Raw genomic sequence first — 22,493 nt, 5'->3', positions numbered from 1 at the left:
TTAAGCCTGAACAATCGGGCATAGTATAGGCCGCTATTATTAACATTCATTTGCCGTAGTGGCTACTCTAGAACGTAATCTAATCTCAGTTACATAAAATTACTAGACGACTGGTCTAATAGTAAAATATAGTGAGCACATGAAACGATCAATCAAAACGGAAGCCACCCGTCAGCATATTCTGGACACCAGTTTTCCACTGGTCTTACAGAAAGGCTTTGTCGGAGTAGGGCTACAAGAAATCTTAAAAGCCTGTGACGTGCCGAAAGGCTCGTTCTACCATTATTTTGCCTCTAAAGAAGCTTTTGGTTGTGCGCTGTTAGAGCAATACATTGCGGATTACAGCACACAGGTGGAACAGCTTTGGACGCTCACCGATGGCAGTGCCTATGCGCGTTTAATCGCGTTATGGCAAGCATGGATTGAAGATCCCATTCAGGGCGGTTGGGCAGAAAACTGTCTGATTGTGAAATTGGCAGCAGAAGTGTCTGACTTGTCTGAAGATATGCGCCAGATTTTGAATTTTGGTGTGAGTAAATTGATTGAGCGGGTCGCCCGATTACTTGAAGAAGGGCAGCAAGAGGGTTCTATTCCCAGCCATATTCAACCGCTCAAAATGGCACAAGTGATGTATCAACTGTGGTTAGGCGCAGCCTTGCTGGCCAAATTGGCGCAAGACAAAGCCCCTTTGCAGTTAGCACTGGAAACCACACACAACCTCTTACAACCCATGAAGGATTAAGCCATGCGTAGTATTATTCATCGTAGTTTTGGCGAATTTGCCGATGTACTCGAACAAGCCGAGATGCCGCAACCTGAACCGAAAGCGGGTCAAGTCCGTTTAAAAGTCATTTTGTCACCAATTCATAACCACGATGTATTGACGGTAGTTGGCAGCTATGGCTATAAACCTGAATTGCCGGCGATTGGTGGTAGTGAAGCCGTGGGTATTATTGATGCATTGGGTGAAGGGGTCACAGGTTTGCAAGTGGGACAACGTGTCTCTGCCGCAGGCATTCATGGCAGTTGGGCAGAATATTGTCTGGCACCAGCCGCCGCCGTGGTTCCTTTACCTGAAGTCATTCCAGATGAATTGGCGGCACAGCTGATTGCCATGCCACTCAGTGCGTTAATGTTACTGGATTTTGCTCAGTTACAGCCTGGTCAGTGGATGATTCAAAATACGGCCAATGGTGCTGTCGGTAAAACCGTTGCCATGATTGCGCAAGCGCGTGGCATTCATGTGATTAACTTGGTGCGTCGCCAAGAAGCCGTCGCAGAAATGACGGCCTTGGGGATTCAGAATGTGGTGGCCACCGACCAAGCCGACTGGAAAGCCCAAGTCAAAGCCATTCAGGAGGATCAGCCGCTCATGGTCGGAGTCGATTCGATTGGTGGCAAAGCCAGTGGTGAGCTGTTAAGCGTATTAGGTGAAAATTCGCTGTTGGTCTCATTCGGCAGCATGACGGGCGAAACCATGCAGATTGAATCGGGTGATTTAATCTTTAAACAAGCGTCCATCAAGGGCTTCTGGGCCAGCGTGGTCAATCAGCAAATGCCTGCGGAGCGTAAAAAAGCGCTTGTGGTTGAGCTATTAACGCTCGCGGCGCAGCAAAAACTCACGTTGCCTGTAGAAGGCGTTTTTGAATTCTCTGAGTTAAAGGCAGCCGCAGAAAAAGCCACACAAAGTGCACGCCAAGGTAAAGTCTTGTTCAAAGCTTAAGATTAAATCCACTGAAGTGAGCCGAAAGGCTCACTTTTGCCGTATTCGATACAACAAAAAAGGAAAATAAAAATGTTGGGCGCAATTTTAGTGGGGCTGATTGCAGTTTTACACGTCTATATTTTAGTGCTGGAAATGTTTTTGTGGGACAAGCCTTATGGTTTAAAAGCCTTTGGCAATACGCCTGCAAAAGCGCAATTGACCAAAGTCATGGCACAGAATCAGGGGCTTTATAATGGCTTTTTGGCAGCGGGGCTATTCTGGTCTTTGTTTGCACCGGAAAGTTATGCCAGTGCCTTAGCGAATTTCTTTTTGGGCTGCGTGCTGGTGGCGGGTATTTATGGGGGCATGACCGCCAGTAAAAAGATTATTTATATTCAAGCCGTTCCTGCACTGTTGGCGTTACTGGCAGTGAACCTGTTTTAAAGTGCTGGCTGCTTTAGCCAGCCGGTTGCTGGCTAAAGCGTGCTAAAAAATTAAGCGTGATCGAGTCCATGCCACTGACGTTGTTGATAGGCGCTGTCCCAGAATAACCATTCCAGTTTGGCACCCATGCGGTAAGCCGCATGCATTTTTTCTAAGGTGTCGGCATCACAACGTGCCGCGACTTTATTCACCGTGGCAATGACGTTACGTACGGCAGTATGAAATTCCTCACCCGAATAGGTATCAATCCAGGCTTGATACGGATTGTTGGCAATTGAATTATCGACAATATCTTTACCGACTTCGGCATAAATCCAGAAGCATGGCAGTAAAGCCGCAAGCACCACAGGATAACTTTCAGACCATGCTGTCGCGGTTAAAAATGAGGTGTAATGGTGACAGGCGAGGGTCAGAGGTGTGCTTTCAAATTCCTGTTTGGAAATATCAAACTGCTGCATAAAACTGTCATGCAAGCTGCGTTCCACCACAATTGCAATTTTCGCTGCTTCGGAAAACTGCATCACATCATCGGCTTCATAGGCTTTTGCGGCACAGACCGCTAAGGCACGTCCATAAGCCAATAAATAATGCGCGTCCTGAATTACATAATGTCCAAACGCTTCTGGGCTGAGCGTCCCCTGCGCCAGCTCCTGATTAAACGGCAAGGCTAAAGTTTTTTGATATAAGTCGAGATTACGCTGCCACAATTGCTCAGAAAAAAGCATTACAGTTTCCTTGATCCAAATTCAAACTCATGTGGACTAGACTAACCCAAGCAGCAGCAATACACGACCCTGATTTCATACAGACATCGGCTACTGCACAAAAAAGAGTAGAACAGTTTTGGTTTAAGCCATAAAAGCGGCATAATAATCCGCATAAATTTTTAAGCTGTAGAACTTACAGCCGTCTTATTATCCAAAGGTCACCTCGTTATGATGAAACATTTTGGTTTCTCTATCTTTTTTACGATTGTGTGTCTTGCCATTTCTGCTTACTGGGGTTTCACCCACGGTCCAGAAGCGGGCTTAAAGACCATGTTTACCGCCTTGACCATTACCGCTATTTTGGCGGTGATGGAGGTGTCATTATCGTTTGATAATGCCGTTGTGAATGCTTCGGTACTGAGAGGTTGGGATCATTTCTGGAAAATGATCTTCTTAACCCTCGGAATTGTGATTGCCGTTTTCGGCATGCGTTTGGTTTTCCCAATCGTGATTGTTGCCGTCACAGCGGATATGGGCATGTTGGAAGTGGTGCAAATGGCATTAAATGAGCCACAGCAATACTCTGAAAAATTGATGGCCCATCATGCTGAAATTGCAGCGTTTGGTGGTGCTTTCTTATTGTTGGTGTTTTTGAATTTCTTCTTTGACGAAGGGAAAGACACGCATTGGTTCAAATGGTTAGAGCACCGTTTATCCAATTTAGCCAATGTGCCAGCCATGTCAGTTTTTATTTCACTGATTGCGTTGTTAATTATGGCAGCCAATGTTGCCGATTCAGAACGTCTGGTGGTGACCATGGCCGGTATTTGGGGCATTGTGATTTATATCGGTGTACAAGTATTGAGTCATTTATTGGGCGGTGAGCCAGAAATTGATGAAGACGGTAATGCTGTAGCACATGATGCCAGCGGTGCTTCGACTGGCGTGATTAAAGCCGGTTTAGGTGGCTTTATTTACCTGGAAGTGCTGGATGCTTCATTCAGTTTTGATGGCGTGATTGGTGCCTTTGCGATTACCTCGGACGTGGTCATCATTATGCTCGGCTTGGCGATTGGTGCGATGTTCGTACGTTCTATGACCATTTACTTGGTTGAAAAAGGGACTTTAGATGCCTATATCTTCCTTGAGCATGGTGCGCATTATGCGATTGGTGCCTTAGCCTTCATTATGTTGGCAAGCGGAACAGGTGTACATATTCCAGAAGTGGTGACAGGTCTGATTGGGGTGGCATTTATTGTTTGGGCAATCATCGCCTCGATTCAATACCGCAAACGCCAAGGACAACATGGTTAAACCGTGAATCTGCACGAAATGTCCACAGAGTAGAATCAAGGGTGCATTGTATTGCGCCCTTTTTTCTTGAGATAATTCTAGAATGGCAACGCATTCTTACCCGAATGCTGTAGCATAGCTTCCAAATTCAACGCATTTAAGTCTATTGATATGATGAATTCCCTCGAACGCCGCTCGACCTTTGCCTTAAGCAGTATTTTTGCCTTGCGCATGTTGGGTTTGTTCATGATTATTCCGGTCTTTTCCGTGGCTGGTCAGTCCTATCAATATGCGACGCCTGCGTTAATTGGATTAGCCGTTGGGGTGTATGGCTTAACTCAAGCCATTTTGCAAATTCCGTTCAGCCTGATTGCCGACCGTTTTAGCCGTAAACCTTTGGTGGTGTTGGGGCTGTTATTGTTTGCTTTTGGGGGGGCCATTGCCGCAATGTCCGACACTATTTATGGGGTGATTATAGGACGAGCCATTGCGGGTGCAGGTGCAGTGTCTGCGGTGGTGATGGCCTTGCTGGCCGATGTGACTCGGGAAGAGCAACGTACCAAAGCCATGGCAGCCATGGGTATGAGTATTGGTTTGTCCTTTGTGGTGGCATTTAGCTTAGGGCCGTGGTTGACCAGTCTGGTCGGTATTTCAGGGCTGTTTTGGGTCACCACCATTATGGGTTTAGCCGCAATTTCCATGTTGCTGTTGGTGCCGAAAGTCACCCGACATCATAAAAACTTTCAGCAAGGTTATCTGGCGCAGCTCAAACAAGTCCTAAAAATGCCAGATCTGAATCGTTTGCATGTTTCGGTATTTACCCTGCATTTATTGCTGACAGCGATGTTTATTTATGTGCCTTCGCAGTTGATTGAATTTGCGCAAATTCCTCTGGCGAAACATGGTTTAATTTATTTACCCCTGTTGCTGATTAGCTTATTTTTTGCTTTTCCGAGCATTATTGTGGCGGAAAAATATCGCAAAATGCGCAGTATTTTCCTCACCGCGATTGCAGGGATTATTCTCGGTTTAATCATCCTGATTTTTGGTTATGAATCTAAATATATCTTGTTGACTGGGCTAGGTTTATTCTTCATTGCCTTTAATGTCATGGAAGCGTTATTGCCCTCTTGGTTGTCCAAAGCAGCGCCAATTCAGTCTAAAGCGACCGCGATGGGGGTGAATGCCAGTAGCCAGTTTTTAGGGGCATTTTTTGGCGGAACGCTAGGCGGTCAGTTATTGATGCTGAATAACACGGCAATGGGTTGGAGTATCCTGAGTGCAATTGCTATAATTTGGCTGCTCATTAGTTTTGGGCTAGCTCAACCGCGTTATCTTTCATCGATTGTTTTGCGTTTACCTGAAAGCAAACAAACAGATGAATGGACTTCTCAGCTTTTAGCAATTCGTGGTATTGAAGAAGTCGTGGTGATGTCGGACCAGCAAGTGGCGTATGTAAAAGTAGATAAGCAGCGTATTGATGAAGCTGCGCGACAACATTTAACGCACTTGTTAGGGAAAGAGGTAGCCATTTAAGCATAACTCTTATAAAGTAAAATATAGAAACAAATAGGATGAAGTCAGCAAATGCGTGGTGTAAATAAGGTTATTTTAGTTGGAACTTTAGGTCGTGATCCTGAAACGAAAACTTTTCCAAATGGGGGCTCGCTTACTCAGTTTTCAATCGCAACCAGCGATTCTTGGACTGACAAAAGCACAGGTGAACGTAAAGAACAAACTGAATGGCACCGTATTGTATTGCACAATCGTTTAGGTGAAATTGCACAGCAATATTTACGTAAAGGTTCAAAGGTTTATATCGAAGGTTCATTGCGTACCCGTCAGTGGACAGACCAGAATGGGCAAGAGCGTTACACCACTGAAATTCGTGGTGAGCAAATGCAAATGCTCGATTCGAACCGTCAGCAAGGTGAAGCTGTACCGGGCGATAATGCCGGTTTTAACCAACCTCGCTTTAACAATAACCAGAACAGTGGTTATGGCAATAACACGGGTTATAACAACAATAACAACCAAGGTTATGGCAACGCGGGTGGTTTTAACAATAACCAAGCTGCTGCTAATCCAGCAGCAGGTTATGGCAACAATAACCCAAGCGGTTTTGCACCGAAAGCAGCGCCATCTGCGCCTGCTCCAGCAGACTTAGATGACGACTTACCGTTCTAATCGGATACAAGTACTTCCATCCCATTGATCAAAACAACCAAAACCTTCTTAGCCCAGCTAGGAAGGTTTTTTATTTAGTTCAGCTTAATAATTGCGCGCTATACTAAAGTTCTAGAGTATGCGCAGGACGCGCACTCTAAGAATTGGCTCCTGTAAATGGAGCGTAAGCCGAACAAATAGTTTCGATTAAGTTATTTATTTTAAATGAATTTAATCTGAGGTGCTGAGCATGCCACAGCCATAGAGCATGCCATTGAATGAGAGATATGCACAAAAACAGTGCATTAAAAAAGCAATTGGCTCTTTCTTTCTATAGAAAAATGGCTCTCGTTTCTTGAGTGCCAAAACGACAAATTAAGCCTATTAGAAGTATGCATACGGAAACGTCGGATTTGCCCAAATAATCCTCTCCCTCAGTGGTTGGGCAAATTCACCAAATATTTAGGAATCGTGATGACCTAGGGTGACCTCACTCTGTGACACCGATATTCCTATCATGTTAAGGAAAATTCTATGGCTGGACATCAAAATACGTCTGAGTCCAAAGGCTCCCAAGGCTTAAATAATGGACTTAAGTCACGTCACTTGACCATGATCTCAATTGCCGGTGTGATTGGCGGTTCTCTCTTTGTTGGTTCAGGAAGTATTATTTACAACACTGGGCCGGTTGTGTTTCTTACTTATGCACTCGGCGGTTTATTGGTTTGGTTCATCATGCGGATGCTTGGTGAGATGGCCGTTTTAAACCCGGACAGTGGCTCTTTTTCAACCTATGCTGACCGTGCGATTGGTCGTTGGGCTGGTTTTTCAATTGGCTGGTTATACTGGTGTACTTTGGCGATGCTCATGGGCTGGGAAGCCTATGTTGCAGGTAAAATTTTAAATAATTGGTTTCCCTTTATCCCGATCTGGACCTATATGGTGGTGGTGATCGTGGCATTGGTGGCGGTCAATCTTCAGAACGTGAAAAATTACGGTGAATTCGAGTTCTGGTTTGCACTGGTCAAAGTGATTGCGATTGTGATTTTCTTGGTGATTGGTAGCTTGGCCATCATGCATTTGTGGCCTTGGGGTGACCCTACTGCTTCGGGGATCAGCAATTTGACCTCACATGGTTTTATGCCCAATGGCGCATCCTCGGTCATTACCGCCTTGCTGGGTGTGATGTTTGCCTATATTGGTGCTGAAATTGTGACAGTCGCTGCGGCTGAATCAGAAAATCCATCGAAAGAAATTCGTAAGGCTTCGAACTCTGTGGTGTGGCGAATTGTCTTGTTCTATGTGGGTTCTATGTTTGTGGCGGTCTGTTTGATTCCTCACGATAATGAACTGTTAAAAGATTCAACTTGGGGGACCTATAGCGTCACCTTGTCTGCACTGGGCATTCCTGGCGCACGTCATATTGTGAACTTTGTGGTACTGACTTCGGTATGTAGCTGCTTTAACTCGGCATTGTATACCTGCTCACGAATGATTTTCTCCTTGTCGAAACGTGGTGATGCACCGAAGAGCTTTGGCAAAATCAACCGTCATGGTAGTCCATCTGTAGGTGTGATCGTGTCATGCATTTTCTCGGTGATTGCAGTGGTTTTAACAGCCACCAAGAGTATGGATGTCTATGACTTCTTCATGCTGACCACAGGTGCAGCAACCTTGTATGTGTACTTGACCATTGCCTATTCGCAACTGCGTATGCGTAAAAAGCTGGAAGCACAAGGCGTACAAATCGACTTTAAAATGTGGTTGTTCCCTTATGTGACCTATGCCGTGATCATTGCGATTATTGGCGCGATTCTGACTATGTTGATTGAAGGCACTTATTTTAAAGAAGTGATCTATACCACAGCCTTGTTTGGCACCATTGTGTTCTTTGGCTTGTTGTCGGAAAAATTCGGCTGGGGGAAGGAGCGTAGAGCGACTCATCTCGCACATACGCATAAAGAAGAGCTGGTTTAAAAGCTTCCGCACTCTCAAGATAAAAAGAGTCTCCATGTGGAGACTCTTTTTATCTGTAAGACACAGGATCAATTCAGTGTTGGCACACCGGCTTCACGTAAGCACTGCAGCAACACGCCAAAGGACATCACCATATCGCGTTCATTCACACAAGCAAAGCCCATCAGCAGTCCGCGCTGCGCACGGGCATGTGAATGCATATAGTATTGTGACAATGGACGGACTTTAATGCCGCGCTCCAAGGCTGAAGAAGCGATAGCGACATCATCACAGTGTTCAGGCAGTTTCATCACCAAATGGAGTCCCGAAGCATCATTGTATTCATGGATAAACTCGGGACCTAAATAGCGGCTAATTAAATCCACCAAATAAGCACGACGTTTGCCATACAGCAGGCGCATACGTCGAATATGTGCTTCATAATGCCCTTCACGAATAAACTCTGCCAAGGCGCGCTGTTCCAGCAAATGCCCGCCACGATACAGCTCTGCGGCTAAGACGCGTAAAGGAGAAAACAGTGCACGTGGCACCACCAAGTAACCAATTCGTAGCGCAGGGTAAATGGTTTTACTGAAGGTCCCCATATAAATCACAGGCGAGTCTGGCTCCAATCCTTGCAGGGATGGATAGGGCTGACCCGAGAAGCGAAATTCACTGTCATAGTCATCTTCCACAATCCAGCTGCCATTTTGTTTAGCAATGCTTAATAGTTGTTTTCGGCGTTCTAAACTTAGATGGGAACCTAATGGGTACTGATGCGAAGGAGTAACAAAGATCAGTTTCGGCGGTTTTTCTGGATTTTGTTCGGGAATAATGCCATCGCCATCTACCGGCATCGGGTGGATATCCAGACCGTTGATACGTAAGGTATTGCGCATGCCCCAGTAAGCTGGATCTTCAATCCAAACCTGATCGCCAATGTCACACAGCGCGCGCGAGACCAGATCAATCGCTTGGTGGATGCCTTCGGTAATAATAATTTGGTCGGTATCGCATTGCACCGAACGTGCAACCCTGAGGTAATCGGCCAAGGCACTGCGCAGTTCCATACAGCCGCCTGCATTGCTGTAAATTAACTGGGCAATGTCCGGCTCGCGATTCAGGCGTGCCTGAATTCGGCTAAACACCTGATGCGGAAATTCGGTGACATCTGGCGCACCCGGTACAAATGCGCCCCATTGATGCGGAGACGCGGCGGCATGACCAAACACCAGCGCGCCCCGTTGTGATAAGGATGCATTTTGTCTGGCTTTGGCAATGCCTTCGGTTTTTTTGCCATGAATGCTATTTAAAAACACTTCGGGCAAATGTTCCGCCACCCAGGTGCCATGTCCAGTTCGTGCTTCTAGATAGCCTTCAGCTTGCAGCTGTTCATAGGCAGACAGCACGGTATTGCGTGAGACTTTAATTTCACTGGCCAAATCACGAGAGGCCGGTAAGCGTGTTTTGGGCTGAATCACGCCTTCGGTAATCGCACCTCTTAAGCAGCGAAATAAACGCTGATGGAGTTTACCCTCAGTATCCTGCTGGAGACGTTGTAATAAATGATCGCCTAACAAACTACGCAATTGGCTCTCTCCTACAGTTAAAAAGTGGCTCTCGTCAGTTGACACAAGAAGCGCGAAATTACAGTCATAGGCAGTCATTGTAATGCATCCTGAAATAAGGCGATGGAATGCATAAAGCAAAGCTGCAATTGACGATGAAAAAATGAGGAAAAATAATGGATACTCAACATTCTGCACTCAACGCACGTAAACAGCAAGCAACTCCACGCGGTGTAGGCGTGATGTGTCAGTGGTATGCAGAAAAAGCTGAAAATGCCACGATTTGGGACAAGGAAGGTAACCAATACATCGATTTCGCGGGTGGTATTGCGGTATTAAACACCGGTCACCGCCACCCTAAAGTGATTGCAGCCGTGACTGAACAGTTAACGAAATTTACGCACACGGCTTACCAAGTTACGCCATACGAAAGCTATGTGGCTTTGGCTGAGCGTATCAATGAACGCGCGCCAATTGATGGTCCAGCAAAAACAACATTCTTCACCACAGGTGCTGAAGCCGTTGAGAATGCGGTAAAAATCGCACGTTCATACACAGGTCGTCACGGCATTATTACGTTTGGTAACGGTTTCCACGGTCGTTCATTCATGACCATGGCAATGACAGGTAAAACTGCACCGTACAAACGCGATTTTGGTGTGATGCCAGCAGGCGTATTCCATGCACGTTACCCTGTAGCGTCTAAAGGAATTACAGTTGATGCAGCGATTGAAAGCGTAGAAAACATTTTTAGTGAAGATGTTGCAGCACATGACGTTGCAGCAATTGTGCTTGAGCCAGTACAAGGTGAAGGCGGTTTTAACGTTGTTCCTGCGGAATTCTTAAAACGTTTACGTGCGCTTTGCGACCAACACGGCATTTTATTGATTGCAGACGAAGTGCAAACTGGTTTTGCGCGTACTGGTAAATTGTACGCTATGGATCACTACGAAACTAAAGCGGACTTAATCACGATGGCGAAAAGCCTAGGCGGTGGTTTCCCAATTTCAGGTGTTGTAGGCCGTGTAGACGTCATGGATGCACCAAACCCAGGCGGTTTAGGTGGTACTTATGCAGGTAACCCAATTGCGGTTGCCGCAGCTCATGCAGTGATTGATGCGATTGAAGAAGAAAACTTATGCGAGCGTGCCAATGTTTTAGGTGAAGAATTGGTTGCTGCATTAAAGCAAATTCAAGCTGGAACAACGATCGTGAATGATATTCGTGCTTTAGGTTCAATGGTGGCTGTTGAAGTGGAAAATGCAGACATCGCAAAAGCTGTACAAACATTTGCAATGCAGAAAGGTTTGTTGTTATTGACTTGTGGTAAAAATGGTAACGTGATTCGTTTCTTATATCCATTAACGATTCCAACAGAACAATTCCGTCAAGCTTTAGACATCTTAAAACAAGGCTTTGATTCACTAGCACTACCAGAAACTGTTGGGGCGCAAACTGCGGAGCAATCAGCATGATTCAACAAGGATTGCAATATTTATTAGCACATCCTGATATTGCACTTGAAGCGCCTGCTTCAAGTGACTTTATTGAAGTTCAAGATGCAGCGACGGGCGAAAGCCTGGCATGGGTGAAAACCTATGACCGTGCTGGTGTCGAAGCTGCCATCACTCGTTCTGAACAAGCACAAGCACAATGGAAAAAGCAAACGGCTTTACAGCGTGCCGATGTGTTGTGGGCGTGGTATGAGTTGATGCTTGAACATAAGGAAAACTTGGCCCAGCTACTCACCGCTGAACAGGGCAAACCCTTGCTTGAAGCGCGTGGTGAAATTGCCTATGCCGCATCATTTATCCGTTGGTTTGCAGAGCAGGCTCGTCGTATTGATGGTGCAGTGCTTTCTCCAACCCAAGCGCATCAGCGTTTGGTGGTGATCAAGCAAGCAATTGGAGTCACTGCAGCGATTACGCCGTGGAACTTCCCTGCTGCAATGATTACCCGTAAAGCAGCACCTGCGATTGCAGCGGGTTGTTCAATGTTGGTGAAACCAGCAGAACAGACACCGTTAACAGCCTATGCTTTAGAAGTTTTAGCGTTGCAAGCGGGCTTACCACAAGATGTGTTGTTGAACATTAGCGGTGATGCGATTGAAGTTGGACAAACCCTGTGCAATAGCGATGTGGTACGTAAACTCAGCTTCACGGGTTCCACCCAAGTGGGTCGTATTCTGATGCAGCAATGCGCGCCAACCATTAAAAAGCTCTCTTTAGAGTTGGGTGGCAATGCACCAGTATTGGTATTTGATGATGCGAATCTTGATCAAGCCGTACAAGGCATCATGATGAGCAAATTCCGTAACAGCGGTCAAACTTGCGTCTGTGCTAACCGTATCTATGTGCAAGCTGGCATTTATGATGCACTGTGCGAGCGTTTAGTGGCTGAAGTGGCAAAATTGCAAGTGGGTGATGGTCGTACCGAAGGTTCGACCCAAGGTCCATTAATTGATGCCGATGCTGTGGCTAAAGTGCAATCGCATATTGATGATGCGCAAGCCAACGGTGCGACCGTGTTGATTGGTGGTCAGTTACACGCTTTAGGCAAAACTTTCTTTGAACCGACAGTATTGCGTGATGTAACACAACAAATGCGTGTGGCGAAGGAAGAAACTTTTGGTCCATTGGCCGCCTTGTTCCGCTTTGAAACAGAAGCTGAAGCTATTGCGATGGCAAATGACACGGAGTTTGGCTTGGCCAGCTATATCTTTACCCAAAACGCAGCACGTCAATGGCGTGTGGGTGAAGCCTTGGAATACGGCATGGTGGGTGTCAACACGGGTGCCATTTCCAATGAAGTTGCACCATTTGGTGGGGTGAAACAGTCAGGCCTTGGCCGTGAAGGTTCACAATGGGGCATCGAAGAGTACTTAGAAATGAAGTACATGTGTATCGATGTGACCGACACTACAGCATAATTTTTGCTGATGATTCAAAATGCTGGTGATGGCTTAGGTTGTCACCAGCATTTTTATTGGCATCGAATAAAGCAATTTAAAAATTAAAGTTAATCTGAAATATAAATCTATAAATCCGATTGAAATGATAAAAAACTACGGTTTTACCTATTTAATAAAATTTCTTATCCTTGGTTTCAAGTTAAGCAAATACAGTCACTGAACCTGAGGAATCACACATGAGTTTAATCAATACTGAAATCAAACCCTTCAACGCAACGGCTTATCAAAATGGTGAATTTGTTCAAGTGTCTGAACAGAATTTTTATGGTCAATGGTCGGTTGTATTTTTCTATCCTGCCGATTTTACCTTTGTGTGTCCAACCGAATTAGGCGATTTAGCTGATCATTATGCTGAATTCCAAAACATGGGTGTAGAGATTTACTCAGTTTCGACTGACACCCATTTCACCCATAAGGCTTGGCATGACAGCTCTGAAGAAATCAAGAAAATTCAGTACAGCATGATTGGCGACCCGACTTGGATTTTAGCGAAAAACTTTGAAGTCCTGATTGAGTCTGAAGGTTTGGCAGATCGTGGTACATTTGTGATTGATCCTGAAGGTAAAATCCAGATTATCGAAATTAATGCCGGCGGTGTAGGACGTGATGCGCAAGAGTTATTGCGTAAGGTCAAAGCGGCTCAGTATGTGCATGCCCACCCAGGTGAAGTGTGCCCAGCAAAATGGAAAGAAGGCGATGCGACCTTAGCACCGTCGATTGACCTGATTGGTAAAATCTAAGTCAAAAGCCGTTTGAATTCAAAAAATCCAGAACCTCGGTTCTGGATTTTTTTGAGTGAAACTTTCATAGGGTGAATTTGCTGATCCTGAGCATTATTTTTGTGCGTTATTTTGAGCATAACTGATCATTAAATTACGATAATCAGGAATATGATTCGAGAATAAGGTACCTAAACCTTCAATATCATTACGCCAGTCACGATGCAGTTCGCAAGCCATACCGAACCAGGTCATGAGTTGTGCGCCGGCTTGAGACATACGATCCCAAGCAGCATCACGTGTAAGGGCATTAAAAGTACCAGATGCATCGGTAATGACAAAAACTTCAAAATCCTCTTCAAGTGCTGACAGGGCTGGAAAAGCCACACAGACCTCGGTCACCACACCAGCAATAATCAGTTGCTTTTTACCCGTCGCTTTAACTGCTTGAACAAAATCTGCATTGTCCCAAGCATTGATTTGTCCTGGTCGGGCAATATAAGGCGCATCAGGGAACATGGCTTTTAATTCTGGAAGCAGCGGACCGTTAGGACCATTTTCAAAACTGGTTGTGAGAATTGTGGGTAAATTAAAATATTTGGCAGCATCAGCCAGCGCCATAACATTGTTATTAAATTTGTCTGGGTCTATGTCTCGAACCAGTGAGAGTAACCCAGTCTGATGATCTACGAGGAGTACGGCTGCATTGTCTTTTTCTAAACGAATATAGGGAGTGCCCATGTCCTTGATTCCTTGTCGGTATTATGTGTGGTCTAAGCCAGCATTATTGCTACATCGTTGTTGTTTTGGTGAGAACAGCCCTTTGAGCTTAAGCTGTAAAGATGTTAAGGATTGTCTTGTTCTTGAGCAAGTTTTGTTATATTCAGCAATTTTAAGACAACCACGGCAGCCCTATTAGATTGTATTAAAAATAGAATGGTGTATCGCATGGGCTGGCTAGGTGTCGCACTTTAAAACCCTTAACATGACTGTATGTTAAATCCTAGTAATAGGAGGTTTGAAATGAAAAAAATTACAGGTGTGTACCGTAACCAAAATATGCATTGGGTCGGAGATGGTTTCCCTGTGCGCAACCTATTTTCATATGATCGGCTTGGTCAGGCGATTAGCCCATTCTTATTGTTGGATTATGCTGCACCGTATGCATTCAAAGCCACCACAGCGCAGCTTGGCGTGGGTTCGCATCCACACCGTGGCTTTGAAACCGTGACGCTGGCCTACCATGGGGCAGTGACGCATAAAGACTCCAGTGGCGGTGGCGGTACCATCCAAACGGGTGATGTGCAGTGGATGACGGCAGGGTCGGGCTTGGTGCATGAAGAGTTTCATTCGACTGAATTTGCTGCCCAAGGCGGGTTGTTTGAAATGGTGCAGTTGTGGGTGAATTTACCTGCAGCCGATAAAATGACAGCACCTAAATATCAGGCGATTCAAGCCGAACAAATCCCAGTGATTCAATTTGAGCAAGATGCCGGGCATTTGCGGGTGATTGCGGGTGAATACGCAGGACAGGTGGGTGCAGCATCGACCTTTAGTCCAGTCAATGTCTGGGACGGCGAGTTAAAAGCAGGGCATCAGCAGCATGTGTTTGTGCCTGTCGATCACAATACTTTGGTGGTGGTTTTGCAAGGTGAAATGCAATTGAACGGTCAGCAAAAGGTTCTGGATCATTCAATTGTACTTTTTGCACAGGATGCCGAAGCGCAAATTCAGTTAGAAGCCATTAGCGATGCCAAGTTCCTGATTTTAACCGGTAAGCCTTTAAATGAGCCGATTCAGGGCTATGGGCCGTTTGTGATGAACACCAAACAGGAAATTATTCAAGCTTTTGAAGATTTCAATCAAGGCAAGTTTGGCGAGATTGCGGTTACCGAGCAGCATTCATAAGCAATTCAGCCAAGCTAAATAGGGATTGCCCTCGCGAAAAAGAAGAAGCCCTGATCAAGATCGGGGCTTTTTGCGCTCTAAGTTTTGTTCTGGGTGACACCCATGTTGTGAATTAGATTTGCACAGTGCCCAACTTTATATAGTGTGATGAGGTTATCGTTTTTATGGGGCGTATGATACCTGCTTTTTTATTGCTTGTAAAATAACTGGTAAAATATTGGTTAATTTAATTAACTAATTTTAAACAAAAAATAAAATATTAATAATTTAAAAAGTGAATTTGTTTAAAAAATATTCATAAAAATAAAATAAAAATAAGTCGGTAAAATTATTTTGTTAGCGAATTTTAAAAGCACGGAATCTGGCACTTTTTAATAGTCTGTTTTGTTGCCCCTTGGTACATAATTTCCTTAATGTGTAACTGACGGATAATAACTTTGGATATTGCAGTTATTGGTAGTGGCATGGCTGGGCTGGCTACCGCGAGAATACTTAAAGATGCTGGACATAACATTACAATTTTTGAAGCCTTATCAGGCCGTGGAATGGATAGTCACAGTACCGAGTTCGAGGGTGGACTCATTGATGCGCCTTTACGTGTCATGAATCCGCATTTGTGGAAAAACACTTTAAGTTTGGCGACCTATTTAGGCATTCAGACTTTCCCTGTACGTACCTATATGGCATGTAGCTGGTTGTTTGAAGATAAAACGGAAACTTGGCTGACCACAACCCGTACCCGTATTGGCAACTTCCCAATCATCAATAACCGTAAAGGCATTAAGCAATACGGTTGGCGTTTGGTCAAAGGCATGTTGCAATTGAAAACGGCCATTTCACAATTCTTTAAATCAGACAATCAAGACATTACCTTGTCTGAATTCATTAACCAGAATGATATTGAAGAAGTGTTTTGGCACGGTGCAGTGATGCCAGTGCTGTATACCATCTGTACCTGTAACCCGAAAACCATTGGTGACTGGCCGGCAAAACCGTTATTGACCTTCTTGCGTCAATTGACCGATGGCGATGCGCTGTTACGGATGCAGGGCGGTACGCCAGCCTTGGTAGACAAGTTGATTCAAGGCATTGAAATTCGTAGTGGTTCTGCTATCACCCATGTGAAACAGCAAGGTGATAAAGTCCAGGTCGAAAATGCGGCGGGTGAAACCTACCAGTTTGACCGTGCGGTGATTGCGACCCCAACCAACAAAATTGATGAGTTCCTCGATCAAAATCAATTTAAAGATGATATTGATTTGTTGAAGCAATTCAAATTTGAACAAGGTCAATTGGTCATTCATACCGACACCAGCGTGATGCCACCAAAGCGCAAAGACTGGGCGGTGTTGAGCTATATGATGGACCGTAAATTTACCCGTCAGCAATTTACTGTGTGGTTAAACGCAGTAGAGCCTAGCTTGGTCGGTAAAAATCCAGTGTTCCAGACTTGGCGTCCTGTGACTGAAATTGATCCGAAAAAGATCATTTCTAGTGTGACCTTAACCCGTGCGGTGGTGAACTCTGAAACTGTGGCCTTGAATAAACAGTTACAAGAACGTCATAAGCAAGCGGACCGTAAAGTCTTCTATTGCGGTTCTTGGTCGTGTGATGGTTTACCAATTTTAGAATCAGCAGTGACGTCAGCCATGAATATTGCTGAGATTTTTGGCGCGCCATTGCCGTTTGTGGGCTTAAAGCCTAAAGTAGAGGTTGCTCCGCAACTCGGCTACTAAGCACTTATGAAATGGCTCCAACAGCTTCGCGCAGAAGTTTCCCAGCATAAATATGCCATCAATGCAAAATTATTAGGGGACAGCAGCGAACTGGCTTGGAGCAATTTAGGGTATTGGTCTGCTACAGCGCAGACCTATCCCGAAGCTTGCCGTGCCTTGGCCGATCATCTGGCACACAGCGTGCAATTAAGCACATCAGATCGTGTGCTGGATTTGGGTTGCGGGCAGGGGGCAAGCGTGCTGCATTGGCAGCAGCACTATCAGGTTAAACATATACAAGCCGTCGAACTGCAAGCCGAATGTATACAGCGCATGCAAGCCAGATTCCCCGAACCACAGCAGATTCATTGCCAATCTTTTTTAAATTTAAAACTCATTCCGTTTGCTAACAGCTTTGATGTGGTGTTTTGCATTGATGCGGCCTATCACAGTGTTTTGAATTCATTTCTAAGCGCCGTGTCTCCAGTTTTGAATTCAAAAGGGCGTTTGGCTTTTCATTACTTAATTTTAAGTCCGAAATTTTTGAATTTAAATGCCGTGGAAAAAATACAACTGGCGCTGTTGCTCAAAGCGGCTGATGTGAATTTAAAAATGTTGCCTAATCAAGCTGAACTACAACAACAATTAGCACAAGCAGGATTTGAACACATTCAGATTCAGGATATCTCTGAAGCGGTATTGGGTGGTTTTGCCCACTATATCCAGCAGCAGACTACAGCCCAACAGCCAGTCGAGCAGGCTACGGCTTTTGATGTCATGAAAATTCGATTGACTGCAAAATTGTGCCAAAAATTAGCGGCGCAGGGGGTGGTGCAGTATGTGCAGGTAAGCGCACAGAAGAAATAAAAATGCAGGCTGAAAAACGACAAAAGCCCACTATAAATAGTGAGCTTAAGTAGATGGTGCCGGCACACGGATTCGAACTGTGGACCTACTGATTACAAGTCAGTTGCTCTACCAACTGAGCTATGCCGGCATCTTGTGCTGTGCATTTTACATTAAGTGATTTTGAATGCAAGCCAAAAAATGAACGATCGAATGTGCCAGATCATGAATTGAATTCAAGCCATGATGCATCATGCTTATTCGAATCGAAATCAAGCTATTTTAGGCAGTACACCCAAGTCTGAATCTGTTCACCCGTCACCGTTAAAGTGGCTTGTACAGGGCTACGGACATAGCCTTCTCCTTCAAATTCATCCAGCACAGACCAGTGCGGGGCTAAATTGTCTGAGAAAAACACAAAGCCTTGTACGGCAGGGGCATCTTCTTTCAGGACAATGCCTGGATAGCCGAGTTCTGCACCCCAGCCTTGGGCAAGTAATTCACCATGTACATAAGCTTCTGCCCATGTACCGCCCATATTTTCTAAAATATGCGCATTGGGACGATTCGGCCCGAGTGTGCCATAAACAAATAAACTTAACATAATAATTAGTTCTACCTTTCGCGATGAGTGAAACCAACTTAAGTGGAAGGTTGTGGGCGAACTGGAATCAGGCAGAGTCCAATCGCTGCCAGTAGCAAAGTCAGTGCCAGTAGTACGATGCCGCCCCATCCAGCGTGTAACCAGAACCATCCTCCAGCCGAACCGATAATGCTCGAACCGAGGTAGTAAAACAGTAAATATAAAGAGGTGGCATGTCCTTTATGCTCTTGGGCTGCGGCACCCACCAGACCACTACATAAAGCATGTGCAATAAAGAACCCTGTGGTGATCAGGGCGATCCCGAAAATAATGCTCCATAAACTGGGTGCCAAGGTGCAGACGATGCCAATACCCATACAGATCAAGCCGAGGATGAGCATGCTTTGCCGACCAAAACGCTGAGCCAAACCACCTGCCAGCGATGAGGACAGCATGCCCAAACTATAGGAGAGAAAAATCAGACTGATTTGGGTTTGACTCAGTAAATACGGGGCAGCATCTAGGCGGAAGGTAATGTAATTAAACAGGGTCACAAAAATACTGGTGAGCAAAAAACCCATCGCATACAGCCTTAATAATTGCCGATTTTCAAGATGTGCGCGCCAAGCCTGTAAATGAAACCCGAGATTGATGCCTTTTTTTTGCACAAAATGCCGAGATGGAGGCAGCAAGGATAAAAAGCCGAATGCACAGAGCAAGCACAGCACACCTAAGATGCCCATGGCCGTTTGCCAGTTGACCCATTCAATCAGCATCCCCATGCCGACCCGTCCCATCATGCCGCCAAAAGCCGTACCCGCAATATACAGCCCCATGGTTTGCGCCAAGGCTTTCGGGTCCATCTCTTCGGCAATCCACGCCATAGTGACCGCGGGTACGCCACCGAGAACCAAACCTTCAAGCGCACGGGTGATTAAGAAAGTCTGCCAGTGCGGGATAAATATGGCCAAAATGTTGAGGATCGCAGCACACGCCATGGAGGTGAAAATCACATTGCGCCGCCCTAGGGCTTGTGAAAAGGCACTGGATAAGACAATCGAAATGGCTAAAAACACCGTGGTTAAAGACAAGGCCAAGGCACTATTGGCTGGACTAATGGCAAAACTTTGGGTAAACGCAGGCAGTAAAGGTTGTACACAATAGATTAAGGAGAAACTGGCAAAGCCGACTAAAAAAAGTGCCAAACCTGCTCGATAATAGGTTGCAGTACCGGATTGAATCCATGTTTGATCAGACGTTGCAACCGAATGGAATGGATCGCTAGATGAAGAAGAGCTCTGCATGTGGATTCTCGACAGCCAAACCTGTTGGCCTGATGATTAAATTACAGAATAAGCCTAGCAAGGGTGTTGGTATCTTTCTAATATATTTAACTCTATAGCAATATATGTTTTATATATGAACATTGAACTGCGTCATATCCGTTATTTTCTGACTGTGGCCGAAGAAAAAAACTTTACCCGAGCGGCACAACGCTTGTGCATGAGCCAGCCGCCACTCAGTATGCAAATCCGCGATTTGGAAGACAGTATTGGCGCAGAATTATTTCTACGCACTGCTCAAGGGGTCACATTGACCGAAGTCGGGCAGGCATTTCTCACCGCCGTCAGCCCTTTACAGCATCAGTTGGATGATGCAATTCAATTGGCGCGTCATGTCGCCAATGGTGAAGTGGGGCAGTTACGTTTGGGATTTACCGGCACGTCCATGCTCAATCCTTTAATCCCTGAAAGTATTCGTCGCTATCAGCAGCAGTACCCCAAAGTGGGCCTAAAACTGGAAGAAGCCAACTCGCTCAAGTTGATTGACTATGTGCTGGAAGATCGCCTAGATATCGCCATTATTCGCCCCCCACGCCAGATTCACAGCAGTTTGGCCATGCAGCATTTGCTGGATGAGGCTTTGATTGCGGCACTACCGTTACGTCGAGATTTCGCCCATGAGATGCAGCCATTTAATGTGGCCTGCCTGCGCGAGCATGAAATGATTATGTCACCGCGCAATGTTAGTGCCGGTTTATATGATGCGATTAGCGATGCCTGCCAGAAAGCGGGTTTTGAACCCAAGATGGGTCAGAGTGCGCCACAAATTGTGTCGATCTTGTCTTTGGTGGCAGCCAATCTGGGGGTGTCTTTAGTGCCCGAATCCTCGCAGCAACTGCAAATTCAGGGGGTGAAATATCGCACTTTTGCCGAGCCTGTGCCGACAGTTGGACTGGCAGTGATTTATAAGCAGCGTCTGGCGACCCAGTTGGCGATTAATTTTGCCAGCACGCTGCAAATGGTCTGTCACCAAGCTGCTACCTAAGCCGCAGAGTCAGCGCAAGAGTGCCGACCAGTCAATTATTCTGTTCGAAATTGTGTGCTAGGTGATAAATAATTATTTAAATTAATTTAATTATTTCAGTATCTTAGTTGCATTTTTTCTGTGTTTTACAAACGAAAATTGCTATAATTGCCTTCTCTATCTGGGGGGATAGTCGTGCTGGTGTATCGTCTTGTTTTCGGTTTATGCAGTCTGTTGGTGGCAGCTTCTGCCTGTGCAGAGTGGAGTTTTGTGAATGCCAATTATGACCGTTCACAATATATTTATGTCGATTTTAATCGGGTCAAAGTTACCGATGTCACCACCAATGAAGTGGAATATTGGGTCAAATATCTGATTAAAAATGATAAAGAAAAAGATGGTTTAGAGCAGGGGGATTATTCTCTGGCTTTGTATCGGGTCGGCTGTGACAGTGACTTATACAGTATCCGTTCATCGGCAAATTTTAAGAAAACAGGCTCGCTGATGAGCAGCCAGAATTATGCCAACACCCAGTTACGCCCCATTATCCCGAATACAGCGGTCGATTTTACTGCGGAAATGGTGTGTCGGGTGTTACCGCAAAGTCAAAAAGCGGATCGATTGGAGCAATTGACCCGTCGCATTGCCATGGGTCATTATTAGGCTCAAAGTGGCCTGCAAGTTTCTGCTAATCCATCAAGATACTTTGTTTTAAATCGGCCTGTTTACGTAAATAATCCCAGACCAGTTTGATTCGGGGTTCGTGCTGTAAATCCACAAAGGTCAGCATCCAAAAAGTATGGGTGAAGCGTACCTCTTCAGCCAACACTTGCGCTAATTCGGGCTGATCATAAGCCAAAAACTGTGGCAGAATCGCCAAGCCTGCGCCTGCATTGACTGCAATCTGTTGTGCCAAAATACTGCTGCTACGGAAATTGGCGGTGAGTGGAATGGGCAAGCGTTCCAAGCAATACAGCTCCGCGCTATAAATCAGGTCATCAATATAATTGACAAAACGATGCTGGGCGAGGTCTTGCATGTGTTGTATCGGGGCATGCTGCGCCAGATATTTTTGACTGCCGTAAATTTTCAGACAGTAATCCGTGAGTCGGGTAATGATGTAGGGACCCGATTTGGGACGATCAATCGAAATTACAATATCCGCTTCACGATGTGACAGTTTAATCATCTTCGGCACAGGAATCAGGTCGATGGTCAGCAGGGGAAACTGTTGCGACAGTTCAGCTAAAAGCTGGGTCAAAAAGGCAGTACCAAAGCCTTCGGGTGCGCCAATCCGCACCCGCCCTTCGAGCGGTTGCTGCGGTTTTTCAATTTGCAAAAAGGCTTGTTCCATTTGCTCGACCCGAGGCACCAAAGCCAAGCCCTCAAGCGTCAGTTCATAGCCCGTGGCTTCGCGCTTAAATAGCGGTGTGCCCAAAGCCAGTTCTAGCGCCTGAATTCGCCGCGCCACAGTACTGTGTTCGACTCCAATAATCCGCGCAGCATTGGTCAGTGTTTTGGCGCGTGCCAAAACCAAAAAAAACTGTAGATGATCCCAATCCACTTTCATTTTTTATTTTCCACATCCTGTGCAAAATTGCACAA

At 45.5% G+C, this 22,493-nt stretch carries 21 protein-coding genes and 1 tRNA gene; 15 read left to right on the top strand and 7 right to left on the bottom strand.

Annotated features, from left to right (window positions below):
• Nucleotides 1–139: 139 nt before the first annotated feature.
• The 3 genes from ACX17N_RS07180 to ACX17N_RS07170 all read left to right on the top strand — a co-directional run bounded on the left by ACX17N_RS07180 (nucleotide 140) and on the right by ACX17N_RS07170 (nucleotide 2,149).
• A complete protein-coding gene (locus ACX17N_RS07180; protein WP_458891842.1) occupies nucleotides 140–742 on the top strand; it encodes a TetR/AcrR family transcriptional regulator in 603 nt (200 codons plus the stop codon).
• 3 nt (nucleotides 743–745) lie between these two features.
• Nucleotides 746–1,723 carry a zinc-binding dehydrogenase gene (locus ACX17N_RS07175; RefSeq protein WP_458891841.1) on the top strand — a complete coding sequence of 326 codons (978 nt, stop codon included), beginning with the start codon at nucleotides 746–748 and terminating at the stop codon, nucleotides 1,721–1,723.
• 72 nt (nucleotides 1,724–1,795) lie between these two features.
• Nucleotides 1,796–2,149, top strand: coding sequence for a DUF1304 domain-containing protein (locus ACX17N_RS07170; RefSeq protein WP_458891840.1), 354 nt, complete (start codon nucleotides 1,796–1,798; stop codon nucleotides 2,147–2,149).
• A 50-nt stretch (nucleotides 2,150–2,199) separates the two neighbouring features.
• Here the strand turns inward: ACX17N_RS07170 and tenA are convergent, their stop codons facing one another.
• Entirely contained in the window at nucleotides 2,200–2,874 is a 675-nt protein-coding gene (tenA, locus tag ACX17N_RS07165) for a thiaminase II (protein WP_458891839.1), read from the bottom strand.
• A 210-nt stretch (nucleotides 2,875–3,084) separates the two neighbouring features.
• Here tenA and ACX17N_RS07160 point away from each other — a divergent pair, with 210 nt between their 5' ends.
• The 4 genes from ACX17N_RS07160 (at nucleotide 3,085) to ACX17N_RS07145 (ending at nucleotide 8,292) form a co-directional block, all read left to right on the top strand.
• Complete coding sequence (locus tag ACX17N_RS07160) at nucleotides 3,085–4,170, top strand: DUF475 domain-containing protein (RefSeq protein WP_458891838.1); 1,086 nt, start codon at nucleotides 3,085–3,087, stop codon at nucleotides 4,168–4,170.
• A gap of 150 nt (nucleotides 4,171–4,320) precedes the next feature.
• Complete coding sequence (locus tag ACX17N_RS07155) at nucleotides 4,321–5,685, top strand: MFS transporter (RefSeq protein WP_458891837.1); 1,365 nt, start codon at nucleotides 4,321–4,323, stop codon at nucleotides 5,683–5,685.
• 51 nt (nucleotides 5,686–5,736) lie between these two features.
• Nucleotides 5,737–6,336, top strand: coding sequence for a single-stranded DNA-binding protein (gene ssb / locus ACX17N_RS07150; protein WP_458891836.1), 600 nt, complete (start codon nucleotides 5,737–5,739; stop codon nucleotides 6,334–6,336).
• Nucleotides 6,337–6,849: 513 nt separating this feature from the next.
• Nucleotides 6,850–8,292, top strand: a complete 1,443-nt coding sequence (locus ACX17N_RS07145) for an amino acid permease (RefSeq protein WP_458891835.1) — start codon at nucleotides 6,850–6,852, stop codon at nucleotides 8,290–8,292.
• Nucleotides 8,293–8,360: 68 nt separating this feature from the next.
• Here ACX17N_RS07145 and pdxR read toward each other — a convergent pair whose 3' ends face one another.
• Complete coding sequence (gene pdxR / locus ACX17N_RS07140) at nucleotides 8,361–9,860, bottom strand: MocR-like pyridoxine biosynthesis transcription factor PdxR (RefSeq protein ID WP_458891973.1); 1,500 nt, start codon at nucleotides 9,858–9,860, stop codon at nucleotides 8,361–8,363.
• A gap of 155 nt (nucleotides 9,861–10,015) precedes the next feature.
• Between pdxR and gabT the strand changes: the two genes are divergently transcribed.
• The 3 genes from gabT (at nucleotide 10,016) to ahpC (ending at nucleotide 13,550) form a co-directional block, all read left to right on the top strand.
• Complete coding sequence (gene gabT / locus ACX17N_RS07135) at nucleotides 10,016–11,314, top strand: 4-aminobutyrate--2-oxoglutarate transaminase (protein WP_458891834.1); 1,299 nt, start codon at nucleotides 10,016–10,018, stop codon at nucleotides 11,312–11,314.
• On the top strand, nucleotides 11,311–12,768 hold the full coding sequence (locus ACX17N_RS07130) for an NAD-dependent succinate-semialdehyde dehydrogenase (RefSeq protein ID WP_458891833.1): 1,458 nt from the start codon (nucleotides 11,311–11,313) through the stop codon (nucleotides 12,766–12,768). The genes gabT and ACX17N_RS07130 overlap by 4 nt, the downstream gene beginning before the upstream one ends.
• Before the next feature lie 218 nt (nucleotides 12,769–12,986).
• Nucleotides 12,987–13,550, top strand: coding sequence for an alkyl hydroperoxide reductase subunit C (gene ahpC / locus ACX17N_RS07125; protein ID WP_458891832.1), 564 nt, complete (start codon nucleotides 12,987–12,989; stop codon nucleotides 13,548–13,550).
• 93 nt (nucleotides 13,551–13,643) lie between these two features.
• Here the strand turns inward: ahpC and ycaC are convergent, their stop codons facing one another.
• The gene (gene ycaC, locus ACX17N_RS07120) at nucleotides 13,644–14,270 is read right to left on the bottom strand and encodes an isochorismate family cysteine hydrolase YcaC (protein WP_458891831.1); all 627 of its coding nucleotides are present in this window, start codon (nucleotides 14,268–14,270) and stop codon (nucleotides 13,644–13,646) included.
• Between the two features lie 282 nt (nucleotides 14,271–14,552).
• Between ycaC and ACX17N_RS07115 the strand changes: the two genes are divergently transcribed.
• The 3 genes from ACX17N_RS07115 (at nucleotide 14,553) to ACX17N_RS07105 (ending at nucleotide 18,019) form a co-directional block, all read left to right on the top strand.
• Entirely contained in the window at nucleotides 14,553–15,437 is an 885-nt protein-coding gene (locus ACX17N_RS07115; RefSeq protein ID WP_458891830.1) for a pirin family protein, read from the top strand.
• Between the two features lie 437 nt (nucleotides 15,438–15,874).
• Complete coding sequence (locus ACX17N_RS07110) at nucleotides 15,875–17,173, top strand: FAD-dependent oxidoreductase (RefSeq protein ID WP_458891829.1); 1,299 nt, start codon at nucleotides 15,875–15,877, stop codon at nucleotides 17,171–17,173.
• A gap of 6 nt (nucleotides 17,174–17,179) precedes the next feature.
• Nucleotides 17,180–18,019: an SAM-dependent methyltransferase gene (locus tag ACX17N_RS07105; RefSeq protein WP_458891828.1), complete on the top strand. Its 840-nt coding sequence runs from the start codon at nucleotides 17,180–17,182 to the stop codon at nucleotides 18,017–18,019.
• Nucleotides 18,020–18,073: 54 nt separating this feature from the next.
• On the opposite strand, the gene ACX17N_RS07100 is transcribed toward ACX17N_RS07105, so the two are convergent.
• The 3 genes from ACX17N_RS07100 to ACX17N_RS07090 all read right to left on the bottom strand — a co-directional run bounded on the left by ACX17N_RS07100 (nucleotide 18,074) and on the right by ACX17N_RS07090 (nucleotide 19,885).
• A tRNA-Thr gene (locus ACX17N_RS07100) sits at nucleotides 18,074–18,149 on the bottom strand.
• 126 nt (nucleotides 18,150–18,275) lie between these two features.
• Nucleotides 18,276–18,602, bottom strand: a complete 327-nt coding sequence (locus ACX17N_RS07095; protein ID WP_458891827.1) for a gamma-glutamylcyclotransferase family protein — start codon at nucleotides 18,600–18,602, stop codon at nucleotides 18,276–18,278.
• Between the two features lie 38 nt (nucleotides 18,603–18,640).
• Nucleotides 18,641–19,885 carry an MFS transporter gene (locus ACX17N_RS07090; RefSeq protein WP_458891826.1) on the bottom strand — a complete coding sequence of 415 codons (1,245 nt, stop codon included), beginning with the start codon at nucleotides 19,883–19,885 and terminating at the stop codon, nucleotides 18,641–18,643.
• Nucleotides 19,886–20,006: 121 nt separating this feature from the next.
• Between ACX17N_RS07090 and ACX17N_RS07085 the strand changes: the two genes are divergently transcribed.
• Both ACX17N_RS07085 and ACX17N_RS07080 read left to right on the top strand, forming a co-directional pair.
• Nucleotides 20,007–20,909 (top strand): LysR family transcriptional regulator, encoded by a 903-nt coding sequence (locus tag ACX17N_RS07085; protein WP_458891972.1) that lies wholly within the window; start codon nucleotides 20,007–20,009, stop codon nucleotides 20,907–20,909.
• 174 nt (nucleotides 20,910–21,083) lie between these two features.
• Entirely contained in the window at nucleotides 21,084–21,551 is a 468-nt protein-coding gene (locus ACX17N_RS07080; RefSeq protein ID WP_458891825.1) for a surface-adhesin E family protein, read from the top strand.
• A gap of 25 nt (nucleotides 21,552–21,576) precedes the next feature.
• On the opposite strand, the gene ACX17N_RS07075 is transcribed toward ACX17N_RS07080, so the two are convergent.
• Nucleotides 21,577–22,458, bottom strand: a complete 882-nt coding sequence (locus tag ACX17N_RS07075; protein ID WP_458891824.1) for a LysR family transcriptional regulator — start codon at nucleotides 22,456–22,458, stop codon at nucleotides 21,577–21,579.
• Nucleotides 22,459–22,493: the final 35 nt, after the last annotated feature.

The organism is Acinetobacter sp. GXMZU3951 (assembly GCF_054457875.1).
This window is presented reverse-complemented; position numbering and strand designations above follow the sequence as displayed.